The organism is Sorangium sp. So ce726 (assembly GCF_051521405.1).
Taxonomy (GTDB): Bacteria; Myxococcota_A; Polyangia; order Polyangiales; family Polyangiaceae; genus Sorangium.
Genome location: NZ_CP150349.1, coordinates 11,957,366 through 11,975,782, shown reverse-complemented (window position 1 = coordinate 11,975,782; position 18,417 = coordinate 11,957,366). Strand labels below are relative to the sequence as shown.

At 72.4% G+C, this 18,417-nt stretch carries 17 protein-coding genes; 10 read left to right on the top strand and 7 right to left on the bottom strand.

Going from position 1 to position 18,417, the window contains the following annotated elements; translation table 11 throughout:
- Positions 1-24: 24 nt before the first annotated feature.
- The gene (locus WME79_RS44745) at positions 25-447 is read right to left on the bottom strand and encodes a hypothetical protein (protein ID WP_437528243.1); all 423 of its coding nucleotides are present in this window, start codon (positions 445-447) and stop codon (positions 25-27) included.
- Positions 448-666: 219 nt separating this feature from the next.
- Between WME79_RS44745 and WME79_RS44740 the strand changes: the two genes are divergently transcribed.
- The 3 genes from WME79_RS44740 to WME79_RS44730 are packed head-to-tail and all read left to right on the top strand — an operon-like array spanning position 667 to position 3,337.
- A complete protein-coding gene (locus WME79_RS44740; RefSeq protein WP_437528241.1) occupies positions 667-1,362 on the top strand; it encodes a YggS family pyridoxal phosphate-dependent enzyme in 696 nt (231 codons plus the stop codon).
- Complete coding sequence (locus WME79_RS44735; protein ID WP_437528240.1) at positions 1,359-1,952, top strand: TlpA family protein disulfide reductase; 594 nt, start codon at positions 1,359-1,361, stop codon at positions 1,950-1,952. The genes WME79_RS44740 and WME79_RS44735 overlap by 4 nt, the downstream gene beginning before the upstream one ends.
- The gene (locus tag WME79_RS44730; protein WP_437528238.1) at positions 1,949-3,337 is read left to right on the top strand and encodes a replication-associated recombination protein A; all 1,389 of its coding nucleotides are present in this window, start codon (positions 1,949-1,951) and stop codon (positions 3,335-3,337) included. The genes WME79_RS44735 and WME79_RS44730 overlap by 4 nt, the downstream gene beginning before the upstream one ends.
- 20 nt (positions 3,338-3,357) lie before the next feature.
- Here the strand turns inward: WME79_RS44730 and WME79_RS44725 are convergent, their stop codons facing one another.
- Both WME79_RS44725 and hpt read right to left on the bottom strand, forming a co-directional pair.
- Entirely contained in the window at positions 3,358-3,687 is a 330-nt protein-coding gene (locus tag WME79_RS44725) for a tetratricopeptide repeat protein (protein WP_437528236.1), read from the bottom strand.
- Positions 3,684-4,205 carry a hypoxanthine phosphoribosyltransferase gene (hpt, locus tag WME79_RS44720; protein WP_437528234.1) on the bottom strand — a complete coding sequence of 174 codons (522 nt, stop codon included), beginning with the start codon at positions 4,203-4,205 and terminating at the stop codon, positions 3,684-3,686. The genes WME79_RS44725 and hpt overlap by 4 nt, the downstream gene beginning before the upstream one ends.
- A 161-nt stretch (positions 4,206-4,366) precedes the next feature.
- On the opposite strand from hpt, the gene WME79_RS44715 reads away from it, so the two are divergent.
- Positions 4,367-4,813: an acyl-CoA thioesterase gene (locus WME79_RS44715; RefSeq protein ID WP_437528232.1), complete on the top strand. Its 447-nt coding sequence runs from the start codon at positions 4,367-4,369 to the stop codon at positions 4,811-4,813.
- Between the two features lie 46 nt (positions 4,814-4,859).
- Here the strand turns inward: WME79_RS44715 and WME79_RS44710 are convergent, their stop codons facing one another.
- Positions 4,860-6,158 (bottom strand): hypothetical protein, encoded by a 1,299-nt coding sequence (locus WME79_RS44710; protein WP_437528230.1) that lies wholly within the window; start codon positions 6,156-6,158, stop codon positions 4,860-4,862.
- A complete protein-coding gene (locus WME79_RS44705) occupies positions 6,155-6,910 on the bottom strand; it encodes an HAD family hydrolase (protein WP_437528229.1) in 756 nt (251 codons plus the stop codon). The genes WME79_RS44710 and WME79_RS44705 overlap by 4 nt, the downstream gene beginning before the upstream one ends.
- A 218-nt stretch (positions 6,911-7,128) precedes the next feature.
- Between WME79_RS44705 and WME79_RS44700 the strand changes: the two genes are divergently transcribed.
- The gene (locus tag WME79_RS44700) at positions 7,129-7,521 is read left to right on the top strand and encodes a hypothetical protein (protein ID WP_437528227.1); all 393 of its coding nucleotides are present in this window, start codon (positions 7,129-7,131) and stop codon (positions 7,519-7,521) included.
- A gap of 9 nt (positions 7,522-7,530) precedes the next feature.
- Here WME79_RS44700 and WME79_RS44695 read toward each other — a convergent pair whose 3' ends face one another.
- Positions 7,531-10,506, bottom strand: coding sequence for a carboxypeptidase regulatory-like domain-containing protein (locus tag WME79_RS44695; RefSeq protein WP_437528225.1), 2,976 nt, complete (start codon positions 10,504-10,506; stop codon positions 7,531-7,533).
- A 100-nt stretch (positions 10,507-10,606) separates the two neighbouring features.
- On the bottom strand, positions 10,607-11,869 hold the full coding sequence (locus WME79_RS44690) for a LeuA family protein (RefSeq protein ID WP_437528223.1): 1,263 nt from the start codon (positions 11,867-11,869) through the stop codon (positions 10,607-10,609).
- A gap of 159 nt (positions 11,870-12,028) precedes the next feature.
- On the opposite strand from WME79_RS44690, the gene WME79_RS44685 reads away from it, so the two are divergent.
- Genes WME79_RS44685 through WME79_RS44665 form a run of 5 tightly spaced genes read left to right on the top strand, consistent with a single transcriptional unit; the run spans position 12,029 to position 18,331 of the window.
- Positions 12,029-14,308 (top strand): heme lyase CcmF/NrfE family subunit, encoded by a 2,280-nt coding sequence (locus WME79_RS44685; RefSeq protein ID WP_437528221.1) that lies wholly within the window; start codon positions 12,029-12,031, stop codon positions 14,306-14,308.
- A gap of 11 nt (positions 14,309-14,319) precedes the next feature.
- The gene (locus tag WME79_RS44680) at positions 14,320-14,892 is read left to right on the top strand and encodes a cytochrome c-type biogenesis protein (RefSeq protein WP_437528219.1); all 573 of its coding nucleotides are present in this window, start codon (positions 14,320-14,322) and stop codon (positions 14,890-14,892) included.
- Positions 14,889-15,764, top strand: coding sequence for a hypothetical protein (locus tag WME79_RS44675; protein WP_437528217.1), 876 nt, complete (start codon positions 14,889-14,891; stop codon positions 15,762-15,764). The genes WME79_RS44680 and WME79_RS44675 overlap by 4 nt, the downstream gene beginning before the upstream one ends.
- Positions 15,761-17,428, top strand: coding sequence for a carboxypeptidase-like regulatory domain-containing protein (locus tag WME79_RS44670; RefSeq protein WP_437528215.1), 1,668 nt, complete (start codon positions 15,761-15,763; stop codon positions 17,426-17,428). The genes WME79_RS44675 and WME79_RS44670 overlap by 4 nt, the downstream gene beginning before the upstream one ends.
- A 30-nt stretch (positions 17,429-17,458) precedes the next feature.
- Positions 17,459-18,331 (top strand): formylglycine-generating enzyme family protein, encoded by an 873-nt coding sequence (locus WME79_RS44665; RefSeq protein ID WP_437528213.1) that lies wholly within the window; start codon positions 17,459-17,461, stop codon positions 18,329-18,331.
- Positions 18,332-18,417: the final 86 nt, after the last annotated feature.

Sequence of the window (18,417 nt, the reverse complement as noted above, 5' to 3'; positions counted from 1 at the left end):
GTCAGGCCCGGGCGGCGCGCTCCTTCAGCCGCATTCCACCGCTCCAGCGCCTCCAGCGCCCCCCACACCGCAGGGCTCGCCGCCCGCGCCCCCTGCACCGCCCGCGCCGCCCTGACCGCCCGAACCGCCCTCGCCGTCCGCGCCGCCCTGACCGCCCGCGCCGCCCTCGCCCCCTCCTGCACCGCCGTCAGCGCTGCCGCCCTGGCCGCTCGCCGCGCCCCCACCGCCAGCGCCGCCGCCCGCGCCCGCAGGATCGCCGCCGCTGCTGGCGCTCGCTGCCGTTGCGTTGCCGGCGCCTGTGCCACTGCCACCCGAACCTGAGCTGCCGACCGCGGCACCGTTCGACGACGACGCCGTGGAAGAGGACTCCTGGAACGGCGGTTCAGGCTGCGGGTTGAACGAGCATCCAACCGCGAGGAGCAGGGCGAGGAACAGCAGGCTTCGCATGGCGGGTACGCCGAGTATGGCAATCAACATGCCACGTGAAAATAGGCGAAAAGAGCCGCGATCGGTCCGTCGTCGACGCGGTACTCAGGCACACTCTGGCACGCCGCTCGGGCGGTTGGATCCGACACTTCCCTCCGTGCCACGACCTGCGCAGACGGGTCCGCTGCAGGATGTCCCCACGGGTGTCCACGGCGGCGGCTCGCGGTATCGTGCGGCGTGATGTCGGAAGACCCAGGGAACGTCGCGTCGCGGCTCGACGAGGTGCGGCGCCGGATCGCCAGCGCCGCCGCGCGGGCAGGACGCGGGCCAGAGGAGGTACGGCTCATCGCCGTGTCCAAGGGGAAGCCCGCGGAGGCCATCCGCGCCGCCTACGCCGCCGGGCAGCGCGATTTCGGCGAGAACTACGCGCAGGAGCTCGTCGAAAAGGCCGAGGCGCTCGCCGATCTCGAAGGGCTCGTGTGGCACGCCATCGGCCAGCTCCAGAGGAACAAGGCGAAGCTCGTCGCGCGCGTCGCGCACGTCGTGCAGTCGGTCGACCGGGAGGAGCTCGCCGTGGAGCTCGATCGGCGCGCGGCCGCGCTCAATCGCACCCTCGACGTCCTGATCGAGGTGAACGTCGGCGACGAAGCATCGAAGGGCGGCTGTGCCCCCGGCGATTTCGCGCCGCTCCTCGGCGCGATCGCCCGATGCGCACACCTCCGGCCGATCGGCCTCATGACCATCGCGCCGTTCCTCGAGGACCCGAACGACGTCGTGCCGTTCTTCGCGCAGCTGCGCGCCCTGCGCGACGCGCACGGCGGCCGGGCCGTGCTGCCCGAGCTCTCGATGGGCATGTCGCACGATTTCGAGGCAGCCATCGCGGAAGGCGCGACATGGGTCCGCGTCGGCACCGCCATCTTCGGAGCCCGCGGATGACGGCGACGTCCGCCGCGTCGCGCCTCGGCTCGGCCATCCCTGGCGGTGGCGTCGCGCGCGCCGCGCGCGGCGCCACGTTGGCCACGTGCGCGTTGCTCGTGCTCGGGTGCGGGCCGGGCGCGATGCCCGCGTCGGTGCGCCACCCGCTCGTCGGCAGCGCCGCGCCGGAGTTCCACGCAGAGTCCACAGCGGCGGTCACCGTCGGCGTGCCCGGCACGCGGAGGACGCGGGTCACCGTGATCGACTTCTGGGCGTCCTGGTGCGCGTCGTGCAGCCGGACCATGCCGGCGCTCGACCGGCTCTGGCGCGACCGCAAGGCGGACGGGGTGGCCGTGATCGGCGTGAACGTCGACGACTCGGAGGCCGCCGCGGAGGCCGCCGCCTACGAGCTCGGCGCGACGTTCCCCATCGTCGCGGATCTCGATCAGCGCCTCACCGGGACCTACGGCGTCGCGCAGGTCCCCCTCACGTTCGTGGTCGACGGCGCGGGCACCGTGCGCTGGGTCGGGCACGATCCGGCGAGCGCGCGCCGCGCCGTCGAGGTCCTCCTCTCGGAGCGCCCCGCGGGCGCGCGGTCGGTCTTCGAATGAGCGCGCCCCGGGGCGGCGGCGGCGCGCGACGGCGGCCCGCGGGCGACGAGCCGACCCTCTTCGACGCCGCCCGGCAGCGGGAGCCGGAGCTCAGGGGCACGGTGCCCCTCGCCGAGCGCATGCGCCCGCGCTCGCTCGAGGACATGATCGGCCAGGGCCACCTCCTCGGCGAGGGCAAGCTGCTCGCTCGCGCGATCGCGGCCGACCGGATCCCCTCCATGATCCTGTGGGGCCCGCCGGGCGCCGGAAAGACCACGCTGGCGCGCGTCGTCGCGCACACGACGAACGCCCGCTTCGTCCCCTTCAACGCCGTGCTGGGCGGCGTGCCGGAGCTCCGCGAGATCCTCGCCCAGGCGCGCACCGCGCGCTCCTACGAGGGCAAGCGGACGATCCTGTTCGTCGACGAGATCCACCGCTTCAACAAGGCCCAGCAGGACGCCTTCCTCCCGCACGTCGAGGACGGGACGATCACGCTCATCGGGGCGACCACCGAGAACCCCTCGTTCGCGGTCAACGCGCCGCTCCTCTCCCGGTGCAAGGTCTTCCGGCTCCAGGGCCTCGACGCCTCGGAGCTCGTCGAGCTCCTGCGCCGCGCCCTCGAGTCGCCCACCGGGCTCGCCGGAGCGATCGCCGCCGACGACGACGCGCTCGCGGCGATCGCGGCGCTCGCGCAGGGCGACGCGCGCAGGGCGCTCACCACGCTGGAGATCGCCGCGGACGAGGCGGGCCGCGCGGGCGCCTCCACGATCACGCGCGAGCTCATCGCCGGCGCGAGCGAGCACAAGACGCTGCTCTACGACAAGGCAGGCGAGGAGCACTACAACGTCATCAGCGCCTTCATCAAGTCGATGCGCGGCTCCGATCCCGACGCCGCGATCTACTGGCTGATGCGCATGATCGAGGCCGGCGACGACCCCCTCTTCCTGCTGCGCCGGATGATGATCTTCGCCTCCGAGGACATCGGCAACGCCGACCCGCGCGCGCTGGAGATCGCCGTCGCTGCAGACGCCGCGTTCCGGCGCATGGGGATGCCGGAGGGGCTCTACCCGCTCACGCAGGCGGCGCTCTACCTCGCCACGGCCCCGAAATCGAACGCCTGCAAGACCGCCTGGCACGCGGCGCAGGCCGCCGTGCGCGAGCACGGCGCGCTCCCGGTCCCGCTCACGCTGCGCAACGCGGTCACGCGGCTGATGCGCGACGAGGGCTACGGCGAAGGCTACCGCTACGCGCACGACGAGCCGGGCGGCGTCGCGCAGGGCGAGGCCTACCTCCCCGAGCCGCTCGTGGGCAGCCGGTTCTACGAGCCGACCGACCGCGGCTACGAGCGGACCATCGGCGAGCGCCTCCGCCGGATCCGCGGCGAGGGTGAGGGCGAGGGCGGCTGAGACGCGCCGCCGTCACGGCGTCACGCGTCGTCGTCGTCGCCGCCCGCACCGGCGAGCGCTTGCTGGAGCTCGCTCAGCGCGTGCTGATCTCCCTTGCTGCGCGCGGCCCCGATGCCGTCGGCCAGCCAGGCGCGCCCCTCGTCGAGGCGGCCTGCCTTCACCAGCATCGTCCCGCACATGAGGTACATCGGCACGTACGTCGGATCCATCGCCCGGAGCGCGCTGAACGTGGCGAGCGCGTCGTCGTGGCGGCCCTGCCCCGTGTACTCCAGCGCGAGCGCGTACCAGTGAAACGGATCCTTCGACCCATCCCGGGTCATCTTCTCGAGCATCAGCAGCCGCTTGCTCACGTCGCCTCCACAACCCCGATGAACGGCAGGTTCCGATAGCGCTCGGCCCAGTCGAGCCCGTAGCCGACCACGAATTTGTCCTCGATCGTGAAGCCCAGGTAGTCGATCGGCACCTCGACCCGCGCGCGCGCCGGCTTGTGCAGGAGCGCGCAGACCTTGACGCTGTTCGGCATCCTCGTGCGGAAGAGCTGGAGCAGGTGCGAGATCGTGAGGCCCGTATCCACGATGTCCTCGATGAGGAGGATGTCCTCGCCCTCGATCGGGCGGGTGAGGTCCTGCGTGATCTGGACGACGCCGGTCGAGGCCGTGCCCTCGCCGTAGCTGCGCACGCCGAGGAACTCGACGCGCACCGGGAGGTCGATGTGGCGCGCGATGTCGGCGGTGAACACGAAGCTCCCCTTGAGCACGGAGACGAGCACGAGCCGGCGCTCCGCGTAGTCCCGGGTGATCTGCGCGCCGAGGTCGCGCACGCGAGCGCCGATCTGTTCGGCGGACAGGAGCGTCCGGACATTCGCCATGGTGCCCGCTAACATCGCGGCGCCCGCGCCACCAGCGCCGAGGCGGGCTCTCCGTCGCCGCTCGCTCGCCGCGCGCTGCGATCCAGATCGCGCAGCCCGGATCGCGCGGTCGCTCTGCTGCTGCCCGGGTCGAAACTGGGTTAGTCTCTGCGCCTTCCGCGATGCCGCTCCCTTCTCTGCCTGACGCGCCCCCGCACCTCACCTCGCGCACGCCCCTGGCCGTCCGCTTCTGCGAGACGGATCTCATGGGCATCGTCCACCACGCGAACTACGTCATCTACCTGGAGGCTGGCCGCATCGACTGGCTGAAGCGCCGCGGCCTCTCCTACGAGGAGATGGTGCGGCGCGACCTCCACCTCGCCGTCGCGGAGCTGCGGATCAAGTACCGCCAGGCCGCGCGGTTCGGCGACGAGCTCGTGGTCGAGACGACCTGCCGCGAGGTCCAGCGGGTCACCGCGCGCTTCAGCTACCGGATCCTCCGGGGCGAGGACGTGATCTGCGACGGCGACATCCTCCTCGCGTGCCTGGGCTCGAACCTGACGCTGACGCGGATCCCGGACGACATCGTCCAGCTCCTGGCGAGCCCCGAGACGACCGCCGATCGCTAGGGCAGGGGGCGCCGTCCTCGCTTCCGCCGCCGTCCGCCGCCCCGCTTCAGCCGCCGTCCGCCGCCTCGGCCCCGCTGCGCACGATGCGCGCCGGCATCTCGACGGTCTGCGGCGGCTCGATGCGCTCGCCGAGGAACGTGCGCCACTGGACGACGTAGCGCCCGCGCAGCGGCCCGATCACGTAGCGCTCGCTCGCCTGCGGCACGGCGACCGCGGGGATGCCATCGACGAGCAGGTAGAGCAGCGCGTCGGTCTGGTTGACCGCGACGAACCCCTCGCCAGGCGCGCCCGGGTCGACGCTCGCGGGCAGCTGGAGCGGCTCTGCTCGGATGGCCGCGAGCTCGTCGCGCGTCAGGAAGACGCCGCCCTGCGCCGACGGGAGCCCGGCGGCGGCGTACGCGGCGCTCGGCGGCGGCATGAGCATGTCGGTCGAGATCAGGTCCGTTCGCCGGGCGATCGACGTGACCTCGAACGCGACGCCGCCGCCGCCTTGCCAGGCGTAACTCGCGTAGAGCGGCACCTCGCCGGCCACGCACTCGGGCGACTTCGGATCCACGCCGAGGATCTCCAGCAGCGCCCGGCAGAGCAGCGGCCCCCCGTCGCCGGCCTCGGAGACCCTGCCGAGCTCGATGTACAGCGCGCCGAGGCTCCCGTGCACCTCGACCTTGCGGACGTCGATCTCGAGCCGCTTGCCATCGCCGACCGGACGCGTCGAGCCCGTCGACAGCGGCGTCACGTCGACGCGCCGCTCGCCGAGGAGCGTGCGGAGCGCCCCCGGCGGCACGACCCGGTACTGGGTCAGAGACGGCCAGAGCAGCACCTCGCCGTACACGTCGTGGCGCGCGCGGAGCTCGGAGCCCGCGGGCAACGGGAGCGCTCGCGACGTGAACTGGACCCGCATCCGGCCCGTCTCCGCGAGCTCGACCTTCCACGTCAGCTCGGTGAGCTTCTGCGCCGCGTGGATCCCGGAGGCCGCCACCTCGGGCGCCTTGGGGGGCTGTGGCACGTCACGGAAGCGAAAGGCCGCCTCGAGCATGACGCCGGGGAGCTCGCGGGGCGAAAGCGCGTCGTCCGGCAGGGGGGTGGCGGGCGAGAGCGGCTGCGGTGACTGCGGGCTGGCCTCGGACATGATGAGCCGGCCGTAGTCGTCGGCGATGATCTTCGCGGTCGCCTCGGCGGCCGAGGCGTCGAGCAGGTCCGGCGTCTCGTTCGCGAGCGGCGCGGGGAGGATCCTCGCGTTCGGGCTCGCGCCGGCCTCCACGGGATCGACGGGCGCGTGGCGCGACGGCTCGCACCCGGCGGCGGCGAGCAGCAGGAAGGCCGCGACGGCGCGCGCGGCGATCACGGCTCCAGCTCGAACGTGTGGATGACGCGCACGCGCGCATCGAGCGGCGGCGGGTCGGGCGCGCACTGCGTGTCCAGGAAGACCGCGGTGCAGCGGGGATGGCAGCCCAGGAGCAGGTTGCAGTTGGCCGCCTCGTTGTCGAACACCGCGATGACCCGCCCGAGCCGCGAGAGCTGCGGCGCGACGCTACGCTTGAACTCGGTGTCGGGCATCTCGAACCTCGGCTTCACGACGAGCTCTGTGCCGATGACCCCGATGGGGAAGCCCAGGTCGCGCAGGCTCGCGAACGAGCCGAGCGCCATCTTCGGCAGGTCGCGGCCGGTGAGGTACACGAGGGTCGCCCCCGCCGCGTGGCAGTCGCGCGCGTACTGGCTCGCGCCCGGCACCTCGACGTCGTGCCGGATGTGCGGATCGTTGAAGAAGCGGGCCCGCCAGAAATCGAACGCGTGCAGGTGGAGCGCCTCGTCGTCGACGCCGAGCCGCCGCAGGTTGTCCTGGAACCCGTACACGATGCCGTCGGGCGTCGCGCGCTCGAGGAGGGCGGCGGCGTGCGGGTGCTTGCGGCGCCACTCCTCCGCCAGCTCGTGGAGGATCGCGACCACCCGCGGCCGGTTGTCCATGAGGGTGCCGTCCAGATCGAAGACGATCACGGGAGGCCCCTCCGACCGATCGGCCGCGCGCTCGACGATGGATCTCAGGAGCCGCGTCCGCTCGAGGGGGACGAGGCGCTTCTCGTGAAACAGCGTGCTCAAGGTGGTCGCGCCGCGGAAATTCGTATCTTCCGCGCGGCTCCTCGGGGCGAAACCCTAGCGCGAACTCGCCCTCCTCAGAAGCGGCGGCGCCCACCCTCCTCGCTGGGCCCTGCGACCCTGCGTAAGTGTGCAGAAATATCCTACATTGTTGGCCTGTTCATTCCGTTCTTCGTAGGATTTTCCAAATCGGGACCCCTCGAGGCTCCGAAGGAAGGCCCATGCAGAACCGCATCAAGACCGCTCTGGCCCTGGGGATGGCGATGACCGCCGTGGTGGGCTGCTCGAAGACCCCTCGCGATCGTCTGCAGGGGCGCTGGTATGGCGATGCCATCGAGAATGCCCCTGTGGACCAGCTCACCAAGGCGACCGGATGGGTGAAGGGAACGGCGCTCGAGTTCAACGGCAGCAAGGTGACGGTGACCGTGCCCGCGGAGACGCCGCGCAGCGGCACCTTCAAGGTGACGAAGGCGGACGGCGACCAGGTGACCGTCGCGTTCCTCCGCCCCGAGGGCGGGCTCGATGAAGCGGCGTTCCGCTTCGCCGCGGATCAGACGCTGCGCTGGGAGATCGGCGATGGCCGCGCCATCGTGCTGACGAAGGCGAAGAACTGACCTCGGCGGCTATCGCCGCACCCGCTCCCTCCGCACCCGCGTGAGCCACCGCGCCTCGCCGCGATCGCCGTCCCGCGCGAGCAGCACCACGACATCCTCCGAGAGCGGCCCGGTGAGGCGCCGCCGCGCTTCCTCGATGGAGCGCACCTCGACGCCGTTCACGGACAGGAGCCGATCGCCCGGCTCGATGCCGGCCTCCTCGGCCTCGCTCGCCGGGGGCACCGACACCACGGTCACGGTCTTTCGCTCCTCGCCGAGCGTCACCGCCAGGCTCCCTGCGCCCTTCGGGTCTTGCCGCGCGGCATCTCCCGGCAGCGCGATCCTCACGCGCTCGATCGTCCTGCCGGCCCGGACCTGCACCGGCTGCGACTCGGCGCGCCCGAGATCCGCGCTGTACGCCTCGATGACCGCCGTGCCCTCGGGCAGTCCGCCGAGCTGGAACCGCCCGTCGCGGTCGGTGGTCACGACGCCCGGCGGCAGCGGGCCGAGCGGCAGGTACGTCGGCACGCGGTCGCGCGCGACGCGGGCCCCCGCGACCGCGTCCCCGCGCTGATCGACGACCTGGCCGGCGACCTCTCCCGCCTCGGACAGGTCGATGCGCCCGAGGTCCGCCGGACGATCGGGATCGCCGGCGATCGTCACCCGCAGCGTCGCCGGCGCGTACCCGTCGCGGCTCACCGTCACGCGGAACTGGCCCGGCGCGAGGTCGGCGAGCGTGAAGGCGCCCTCCGCGTCGCTCGTGGCGCGGCGCGGCCCGGTCGGCGAAAACAGCGTGATCCGCGCGCCCTCGAGCCGCTCCCGCCCGCCGCGCCCGGTCACGGTGCCGGTCGCCTTGAGGGCGGCGCCCATCTCGAGCCGCAGCTCCTTCGGCGCGGCGTCGACCTGCTCGACGCGCGGGGACTTGCCGGAGCGCACAAGGCTGATCCGGAGCGGCAAGCCGGCGGCGTCGGGCAGCAGCGCGTCGCCGTCGTCGTCCGTGAACAGCGTCTTGCGGAGCGGGACGGCCACGTCGAGCGAGAGCACGCGCACCTCCGCGCGATCGAGCGGGTAGCCGCGATCGTCGGTGACGTGGATGGCCACCGCCTCGCGCACCTTCGGGAGGACGACCTCGATCTCCTTGCGATCGCGCTCCGGGACCTCGACGACGAGCCGCGCCACGACGTCGCCGGGCGACTCGGCCCGGGAGACCGAGACGAGCACCTCGTCGGGGACCGCGGCGAAGGCGAAGGTGCCGTCGTCCGCGGAGTACGTCACCCGCTCGAGCGAGCCGGCGGTCGCGGCCAGCTCGACGCGCGCGCCGGCGACCGGCTTGCGGTCCTCCTCGAGGACGCGGCCCTCGAGCAGGCCGCCCTGGCGCATCACCACGCGCACGTGGGCCTCGCCGCCCGGCTGCAGGGTCACGACCTCGCTGGGCGTCTCGACGTACTCCGGGTGCCGGACGATGGCGTGGACGCGCCCGGGGGTGACGGGCTCGGCCCGGAACGTGCCGTCGGCGCGCGTGACCCACGGCTCGCCCGAGCGCACCGAGGCGGCCGGCAGGACCGCGTCGCCATGCGGCAGGTCCGGGATGGGGCCCGGCATGACCCCGAGCTCGCCCGCGGGGATCAGCGGCGCCGGGCCGGGCAGGGCGCGCTCGAACTGCTCGTCCCTGAACTCGGACATCGCGGTGGTCTCGTCGATGGGCATCCCCTCGGCGTCGGCGCCCACGACCTCGATCGTCGCGCCCGGGACCGGGTAACCGCGGTCATCGACGACCTCGCCCACGAGCGCGCCGCCGCGGAGCAGGGGGATGCGCACCTCGGTGGCGCCCGCGTCGACCTGCACGGCGTTCCTCGGCACGAAGCCGGCCGCCAGGGCCGAGGCGCTCGCGTATCCGGGCGCGATGGGCCCGAGCGTCACGGACCCGTCGTCGCCCGTGCGGCCGTGCAGCGGGAACGCCGACAGGCCCTGCTCGACGAGCACGACGCTGGCGCCCTTCACGGGTGGCGCGTCCTCGCCGTCGCCGTCGGTCACGAGGAGCCGCACGTGGCGGCCGGGCCCGAGGACGAGCTTCACCTCCTTGCCCTCGCCGCGCCTCACGGGCACGGCCAGCACGGTCGCGCTCACGGCGGCGCCGCGCCTGGCCTTGAGGTCGTACACCCCGTCGCGGAGCCCGGCGATCCTCGCGGCGCCCGTCGCGTCGGTGGTCGTGCTGCGCGCTGGCCAGAGGCCGGTGCCGGCGGCGAGCACGGTCGCGCCGTCGGCCGGCTGCCCCTCAGCGTCCACCACGCGGACCGTGAGGGCGCCGAGCCGATCCATGCGGATCCTGAGCGGCGCCGGCCCGGGCACGATGCCCGTCCGCACGGTGTCCTCGAAGCCCAGCGCCGACGCGCGGACGACGTAGGGCGCCGCCCCGAGCCGATCGAACCGCGCGCGGCCGCCTTCGGCGGTGGTCGCCACGAAGGGGAGGGGATCGACGGTCGCGACCGTCACCTCGGCGCCGTCGATCGGGCGCTCGGCCTCGTCGACGACCAGCACATCCAGCACCTTCGCGGGCCGCAACACGAGGTCGACGGCGCGGGGGCCTGGCTCGAGCGCGACGCGGGTGGAGGCGCGGGCCCGCTCCGCGCCGTACGCCATGATCCAGGCTTCCCCGGAAGGCAGCCCGGTGAAGCGAGCCTCGCCCGAGGGATCGGTCTTCAGCTCGCCCGCGAAGTAGGCGCGGTCCTCGCGCATGGCGAAGACGCGCACGGTGGCGTCCTTCAGCGGGCGCCCCTGCTCGTCGCGCACGGTGGCGGTGAGCTCTGCCGCGCGCCCTTCCACCCACGCGGGCACCGGCGGCGCCGGGATCGGCGCCCGCGGCAGGAACCGCGGCCCCAGATCGCGCAGCGTGGTCGCGGCGAAGAAGCAGACCAGCGCGGCGATCGCGGCCAGGACGGTATCGAGTCGCGACCGGCGATCGGCCCGGTCGGCTTCCGCTGCGGGTTGCTTGTCCTGCTCGGCCACGGCCTGGATTTCTACTCCGGATCCGTGAAAACGCCGAACGTCCCGCCGCCGTTCCCGCCGCCGTGCCCTGATCCCGCGGCGCCGCGCCGGCGTCCCGAGATCAGGCCTGGCGGCCGCGGTGCAGCTCGATCACGGCCTGGATCTCCTCCTCGGACAGGATGTGATCCGTGGCCTTGGCCTTCGCCAGGATGGCGTCGACGAGCTCCTTCGAGGGCTCGATCTTCCGCTGCCGGAGCCAGTAGTTCACGTTGGAGGCCCCGGACATGTAGCCCACGCAGATCTCCTGCTTTCGCCCGAACATGCCGGCGGGGACGCCGGAGTAGATCCGGTCGGCCATCCAGGAGTCGCCCTTCGACTCGGCCTTGATGATGGCCGCCGCGTGCACGCCGGTCGCCGTACGGAACGCGTCCCGTCCGACCAGGGGATAATTGATGGGCACCTGCCAGCCGACCGCCTGCGCCGCCGTCGTGCAGTACTCGAGGAGGTGGGTGAGGTCCTGGTTCTCGAGGAGGCCGAGGAGCTTCATGTTGAGCAGGATGAGCTCCATCGCGGCGTTGCCGACCCGCTCGCCGATCCCGAGGGCGGTGCCGTGCACCCGGTCCGCGCCGAACTGGAGCGCCCAGATCGCGTTCTCGAGCGCGAGGCCGCGATCGTTGTGGCCGTGCCAGTCGATGCCGACCGACGCCCCGGCCCCCGCGACGATGGCCCGCGTGAAGTTGATGAGGTTGCGAACCCCGTCCGGCGTCGCGTGCCCGACGGTATCGCACAGGCACAGCCGGGACGCGCCGTGATCGATGGCGACCTTGAAGAGCGTCGCCAGCACCTCGGGGCGCGAGCGCGTCGTGTCCTCCGTGACATAGGCGACGGGGAGCCCGGCCTTCACGCCCGCGTCGATCGCCGCGGCGCTCCGCTGCGCGATGAGGTCGACGTCCCACGCCTCCGCGAGCTGGCGGATCGGGCTCGATCCAATGAAGGCGTAGATCTCCACAGGGATCCCTGCGCGCTGGGAGATCTCGATCATGGGCGTGATGTCCGAGACGACCGTGCGGCCTGCGCAGGCGACGCGGAGCGGCAGGTTGTTGTCGGCCACCTCCCTGCACATCCGGAGCACGTCCTCGAACGCCCGTTGCGAGCTGCCGGGCAGGCCGACGTCGGCGATCTGGATGCCGATCTTGGCCATCAGGTGGAGCAGCTTGAGCTTGCTCTCGATGTTCGGGTCGGCGACCGAAGGGTTCTGCAGGCCGTCGCGCAGGGTCTCGTCGAAGAAGCCGATGTTCTCCGGAATGACCCGCCCCACACGACCCACCTCGTTCCAGTCGTAGATCAGCTCGGTCGGGCGGCTACCGGAGGCTGCGATCGGCATGCATTATTATAGTGCGCCGCGCTCGACGCCGAGCCTGAAACGAAAGCTTTTCCGGCGCTCGCGACATGACGCACGGCGCAGGTGAAGACGGGCGATCGGTCGCACGCTGCGGTGCGCTGGCCCTGCGCGCCTGGCAAGCCTAAGCTTGCGGCCACGACGATGTGGCAATCCCTACCTGAGTTCGGGACCGGCGTCCTTTACGCCATTCTGGTCACCGCGGCGTATACCTTCGCCGTCGCGCTCGCGTCGGCGCGCGGGCGGCCGCGGCTGCTCCAGGCGGCGCGGCTCGGCGCGTACGGCACGATCGCGCTGGTCGGCCTCGCGGTGCTCGTGCTCGCGTACGCCTTCGTCAGCCACGATTTCCGCATCGCCTACGTCGCGCAGTACAGCGACCGGTCCATGAGCACGCCGTACCTCATCGCGGCGCTCTGGGGCGGGCAGGACGGCTCGCTGCTCTGGTGGATGTTCCTGACCGCGCTCTTCTCGGGGACCTGCGTCATCTGGCTACAGCGCCGGTACCTGGAGCTCCAGCCCTACGTCATCGCGACGCTGATGAGCGTCCTGCTCTTCTTCGCGGCGCTGATGATCTTCGCGGTGAACCCGTTCCGGACGAGCGTGGCGGGCGCCCCGCTCGACGGCAACGGGCTGAACTACCAGCTGCGCAACTTCTACATGATCATCCACCCGCCGAGCCTCTACATCGGCTTCACGAGCGCGGCGGTCCCGTTCGCGTTCGCGATCGCCGCGCTCGCCACGGGCCGGCTCGACAGCGAGTGGATCGTGGCGACGCGCAAGTGGATGCTCTTCTCCTGGCTGTTCCTCTCCATCGGCAACGTGCTCGGGATGCTGTGGGCTTACGAGGAGCTCGGCTGGGGCGGCCCGTGGGCCTGGGATCCGGTCGAGAACGCCGCGTTCCTCCCGTGGCTCACCGCGAGCGCCTACGTCCACTCAACGATGATCCAGGAGCGCCGCGGCATGCTGAAGGTGTGGAACATCTCGCTCATCTGCGGGACGTTCTTCCTCACCATCTTCGGCACCTGGCTCACGCGGTCCGGCCTCATCGCGAGCGTCCACTCGTTCGCCCAGTCCGGCATCGGCATCTGGTTCGTCGGCTTCATGGCCGTGATCCTGGCGACGTGCACCGCGCTGATCGTCTACCGCCTGCCGCGGCTGCGCAGCGACGGGCAGTTCGAGTCGATGCTGTCGCGCGAGGCTGCGTTCCTCTTCAACAACTGGGGCTTCTTCAGCATCATGATCTTCATCGCGGTCGCGACGGTGTGGCCGCGCATCAGCGAGTGGCTGCTCGACCAGAAGTCGACGCTCGGGCCGACGTTCTACAACATGTGGCTGCCCCCGGTCGCGCTCGTGGTCTTCCTGCTCATGGGCGTCGCGCCGCTGCTCGGGTGGCGGAAGACGTCGCCGGAGCTCTTCCGGAAGAGCTTCCGCTGGCCGGTGCTGGCCACGGTCGTCACGGTGGCGCTCCACCTGACGCTCGGGAAGAGGGTGGGCTTCGCCCCGTTCGTCGCCGTGGACCCGATCTACCCCGGCCAGCTCGGCGACGCGCTCGCGAAGCTCGCGTCGACCTACCCGTTCTTCACGGTGGCCATCGCCGCGTTCAACATCGCCGTGGTCGTGCAGGAGTTCGCCCGCGGCATCGCGGCGCGGCAGAAGCGCGGGAAAGAGCCGCTCTTCACCTCCTTCTACAACCTGATCGCCAGGTCACGGCGCCGCTACGGCGGCTACATCGTGCACGTCGGCATCGCGGTGATGTTCCTCGGGTTCGCCGGCCGCGCGTGGGGCGTCGACAAGGAGATCAGCCTCCACCCGGGCGAGTCCGTGCAGATCGAGGAGTACCACCTCACCTACGCTGGCCCGCGCATGGAGGTCGACAGCGAGAAGCGGATGGTCTTCGCCGACCTCGACGTCGAGCGCCACGGCGCGCCGATCGGCCGGATCAGCCCGGCGAAGTTCATCTACAAGGCGTCCCCGGAGGCGCCTTCGACCGAGGTCGCGCGGCACATCACCGTCAAGAACGACCTCTACGTGATCATCGGGATGGCGAACCCCCAGACGAAGGTCGCTTCGTTCCAGATCCACGTGAACAACCTGATCTCGTTCATGTGGTTCGGCGCGGGCATCCTCATCCTGGGGGCGCTCGTCGCGATGTGGCCTGACATCGCGCTCGAGGAGGCCGGCGCGTTCGGGTATGTGCGGGCGGCGGGGTCCGTCACCGCGTCCGTCGTGTTCGCCTTCCTGCTCGCCGGCGGCCCGTCGCAGGCCTACGGGCACCCCGTCCAGGAGGGGCTCGGGCGGCCCGTCTTGCTCGCGCCGGGCGCGGCGAACGGCGACGTCCCCGCCCCGGGCTCCGGCGCGTCGGTTGATCCCGGGCGGGCGCCCGCGATCGGTGCCATGCTCCCGACCGCTGCCGAATCGAGGTAGCCAGCGTTCGAATGAGCCGCACGCGAAGACTCATCCAAGGCATCACCCTCCTCGTCGCGGGCGCCCTCGCCCTCGTCGTCCTGGTTCGCTCGCCGGAGTTCGCCCACGGGCAGCAGCTCGGCGAGGGGATGCAGCGCTCGGGCGTCGTCGGCATCGCGAACGACATCGAGCGCAAGCTCTTCTGGAGCCTGATCTGCACGTGCGGCTGCCCGCGCGAGACCCTCGGGACGTGCACGTGCGGCACCGCGCACGAGCGCCGCGACCAGCTCCGCGCGGCGCTCGCGTCGGGGCTGTCGATCGAGGCCATCCAGGCCGCCTACGCCGAGCGCTACGGGGCGGAGGCGCTGGCCGTGCCGCCGAACAAGGGGAGCCAGCGGCTGCTCTACCTCCTCCCGCTCGGCGCCATCGTGGTCGGCGCGGGCATCGTCGTCGCGACGCTGCGCCGATGGAAGCGGCGCAGCGACGAGGCGGGCGCCGCCGGCCAGCAGCGATCCCCGAAGGGCGTTGTCCCCGGCGCCCGTGACGATTACGACGACAAGCTCGACGAGGAGCTCAAGAGCCTGGACCGCGAAGACCGCGAATGAGCGCCGAACAGCCCGCCAAAAGCGCCACCTCGGCCACGGCCGACGAGACCGTGACCCGGGGTACTGACTCGCCGCTGGAGCGGCAAATCGTGCACTACGCCCGCTTCGGGGCGCCGCTCGCGGCGCTCATCGGCGCCGGCATCGCGGGGCTCGTCGGTGGGCCGCCCGCGGCGATCCTCGTGCTCGCGGGCGGCGCGCTCGTCGCCGTCATCGCCATCTTCTGGGCGAGCCTCCGCGTGCTGATCGGGGAGACGCCGCTGAGCGGGGCCGACGCGTACGCGATCGGCGCGCCGCGCGCGGAAGAGGAGCAGAAGCAGGCCGTCCTGCGCGCGCTCAAGGACCTCGAGTTCGAGCGGAGCGTCGGGAAGATCAGCGATGAGGATTACGCCGAGCTCGTCGCGAAGTACCGCGCCGAGGCGAAGCGGCTCCTCCGCCTGCTGGACGCCGACGCGCAGCCGCGGCGCGAGCAGGTCGCGGCGCTCGTGGCGAAGCACCTCCGGCGCGCCGGGCTCCAGGACGACGGCGCGCCCAAGGAGCCGGACGAGGACGCCGGCGCGAGCGAGCCGGAAGGCGCTGCCGCGGAGGCCAGGCCGGCGAAGCGGAGGCGCGTCAAGGCCAGGCCGCCGGAGAAGCCGGAGGGCGATCGGGAGCCGGCGGCGGACGGCGAGGGCGAAGAGGCCGCGGCGACGGCGGAGCACGCGGCGACACAGGGCGTGGCGTGCGGGGCATGCGGCACGCTGAACGACGAAGACGCTGTGTTTTGCAAGAAATGCGGGACGAAGTGCGTGCCCGAAGCACCTCAGGACGACCAAGCTGCGACGGACGACGCCGCGGCCAGCGTCGATGAGAACGACCGCAGGAGGGCTTCGTGATGCGCTGGACCAGGTGTACCGCGCTCGCCGCGATCGCCTCGCTGAGCATGACCGCTGCGCAGGCAGTGCAGGCGCAGCCGGCTGCGTCGGCGCAGCCCACGGCGGACAAGGCCGCTCCAGCGCAGCCCGCCACTGGGAAGGCCGCTCCAGCGCAGCCCGCAGCTGGGAAGGCTGCTCCAGCGCAGCCTGCGGCCGGGAAGACCGCGCCGGCGCAGCCCGCAGCGGCGAAGCAGGGTGAGAAGCCGGCGGCGCCGTCGGGCGGAGCCGCGCCTGCCGGCACCGGCGGTCCTGCTGCGACCTCGACGGCCGCGGCGGCGGACGCGGGCGCGCCCGACGCTGCGAGCGCCCTCCCGCCGGGGCATCCCGAGGTGGGGCAGGAGCTGCCGTCCGGCCATCCGCCGGTGGGGAAACCTCGCGCAGCAGATGCGGCCTCCCGGCGCGCTTCCGAGCAGCTGACGGGCCTGTTCGATGCGCCCGATGACACCGTCCAGGAAGACACAGGGCTTCCGCCCGGCGTCCTCGTGCTCACCGTACAGGACGCGGATGGGAACCCCGTCCCGCGCATCTCCGTCAACGTCGACATCTTGCAGAGCTCGGTCGCGAAGGGCGACTCGCGCGAACGCATCAGCCGAGAGACGGACGACGCGGGCACCGTGCGGCTCGAGAACCTCGCGATCGCCGGCGGCACGAGCTACGGCATCTCGGTCACGCGCGACGGCGGAACGTTCTCGATCCCGCATTTCGGGCTGAGCGCCGAGGCCGGGAAGCGGGCTGTGCTCCACATCTACGATGCCACGCCGAACATGGGCGGCCTGATGGTCGGGACGCAGGGCATCGTCTACCTCCAGCTCCGGCAAGACTCGATCTCGGTGGAGCAGCTGTTCCAGGTCTTCAACCTCGGCCGCGTCGCCTGGCTGCCCAACGAGACGTTCGCGCTCCCGCGCGACTACAAGGCCTTCAACAAGACCGACGGCATGGGCGAGGAGATGCGCTTCGACGAGGTCAAGGGCACCGGCGTGGCGCTGCGCGGCACCGTGAGCCCAGGCCGGCACGAAGGGCAGTTCCGCTGGCAGGTCCCGCTCCAGGATCAAGAGCGCCAGACGATCCGCATCGAGCTGCCGCCGCGCATCGCCCAGATGCGGGTGATGGCCGAGGCGTCGAAGTCGATGACGCTGAACGTCGCCGGCTTCCCCGCGGCCCAGCGCACCCAGAACCGGGACGGGAAGAAGATCCTGATCACCGAGATGCAGGGCACCCGCACAGAGGGCGGGATGAAGGTCATCGAGATCACGCTCGGCGGTCTGCCGACGCCGGGCGTGGGCCGGTGGATCGCGCTGGTGCTGGCCGGCGCGACCGTGATCGGCGGGACCGCGCTGAACCTGGTTCGGCGGCGCGACCAGGACCGCGGGCCCGACGACGAGGAGCGGCGGGAGCTGCTCGAGGCGCGGAACGCGCTGCTCGATGAGTTCGTCGAGCTGGAGCGCGCGCGGAAGCGGGGCGATGTCGGCCCGAAGACGTACGATCGCGTCCGTGCGGCGCTCCTCGACGCGCTCGCGCGCATCGTGGCCATGATCGAGGCCAGGCCGGCGCGCGGGAAGGCCGCTGGCGCGCGCGAGGCGGCCGGCGCGCTCAAGGCCGACGCCGCCGGATCGCCGCGCTCCTGAGGGGTGGGGGCAGCACCGGACGACGGGCGGATGCCGGGGTGGAAGACCGGTCTCGCCGCGGGTACGGCCCTCCTGATCGGCGCCATCGTCGCGCTCGCGCTCCGTCGCGCGGAGCCGCCAGCGCGCTGCGCGCCGGGGATGGTCGCGCTCGGCCCGCGGTGTTGCGGCGAGGGCCAGCGCCTCGATGATGCCGGCCGCTGCGCAGGCGCGCCGAGGCGCTGCGGCGCCGGTCTCACGGTGACCGCCGCTGGCTGCGTCGCGCCGGGCGCGGCCGTCCGCATCGCCGCCGGGACGCTGCGCCTCGGGCCAAGCGACTGGGAGGCGCAGGGCATCGTCGACCCGCGCGCGGTGTTCATCCCGGCGTTCTCGCTCGACGCGTTCGAGGTCACCGAGCAGCGCTACGCCGCTTGCGTCGAGGCCGGCGCCTGCGCCCCGCTCCCGCTGCGCGGCGAACCCGGGGTCCCCGTCACGGGCATCACCCTGGCTGAGTCGGCTCGGTATTGCGCCTTTGCGGGCGGGGCGCTCCCCTCGCGTGATCAGCTCGCCTTCGCTGCAGCGGGCCCCTCGGGCCGGCGGTACCCGTGGGGAGACACCGGCGCGGTCTGCCGGCGCGCCGCCTTTGGCTTGCGAGCGGGCCCGTGCGGCTGGGGCGCGACGGGCCCCGAGCTTGCCGGCTCGCGCCCCGACGGCGCCGCCGTACACGCGGACGGGCGGGTGTTCGATCTGGCCGGCAATGTTGCCGAGTGGGCGGCCCCCGATCCGCTCGAGGGCGAGTTCTCGGGAACTCACGGCGGATCATGGACGGATGGGGCCGCGGCGGCGCTTCGCACCTGGAATCGTCGCCTTGTCCCGGTATCCATCCGAGCGCCGGATCTTGGCTTCCGGTGCGTCTATCCACCGTAGCGCTCGCAAGCGCGCCCTGCTCGGCGGCGGGCGGGTGGGGGAGGGATGGGGTAGGGGGACAAAACCACCTCGATTTCCGACCGCAA

Coding starts and splice junctions, on each gene's coding strand:
- WME79_RS44745 (WP_437528243.1), bottom strand. CDS start 447: ATGCGAAGCCTGCTGTTCCTCGCCCTGCTCCTCGCGGTTGGATGCTCG.
- WME79_RS44740 (WP_437528241.1), top strand. CDS start 667: ATGTCGGAAGACCCAGGGAACGTCGCGTCGCGGCTCGACGAGGTGCGG.
- WME79_RS44735 (WP_437528240.1), top strand. CDS start 1,359: ATGACGGCGACGTCCGCCGCGTCGCGCCTCGGCTCGGCCATCCCTGGC.
- WME79_RS44730 (WP_437528238.1), top strand. CDS start 1,949: ATGAGCGCGCCCCGGGGCGGCGGCGGCGCGCGACGGCGGCCCGCGGGC.
- hpt (WP_437528234.1), bottom strand. CDS start 4,205: ATGGCGAATGTCCGGACGCTCCTGTCCGCCGAACAGATCGGCGCTCGC.
- WME79_RS44715 (WP_437528232.1), top strand. CDS start 4,367: ATGCCGCTCCCTTCTCTGCCTGACGCGCCCCCGCACCTCACCTCGCGC.
- WME79_RS44700 (WP_437528227.1), top strand. CDS start 7,129: ATGCAGAACCGCATCAAGACCGCTCTGGCCCTGGGGATGGCGATGACC.
- WME79_RS44690 (WP_437528223.1), bottom strand. CDS start 11,869: ATGCCGATCGCAGCCTCCGGTAGCCGCCCGACCGAGCTGATCTACGAC.
- WME79_RS44685 (WP_437528221.1), top strand. CDS start 12,029: ATGTGGCAATCCCTACCTGAGTTCGGGACCGGCGTCCTTTACGCCATT.
- WME79_RS44680 (WP_437528219.1), top strand. CDS start 14,320: ATGAGCCGCACGCGAAGACTCATCCAAGGCATCACCCTCCTCGTCGCG.
- WME79_RS44675 (WP_437528217.1), top strand. CDS start 14,889: ATGAGCGCCGAACAGCCCGCCAAAAGCGCCACCTCGGCCACGGCCGAC.
- WME79_RS44665 (WP_437528213.1), top strand. CDS start 17,459: ATGCCGGGGTGGAAGACCGGTCTCGCCGCGGGTACGGCCCTCCTGATC.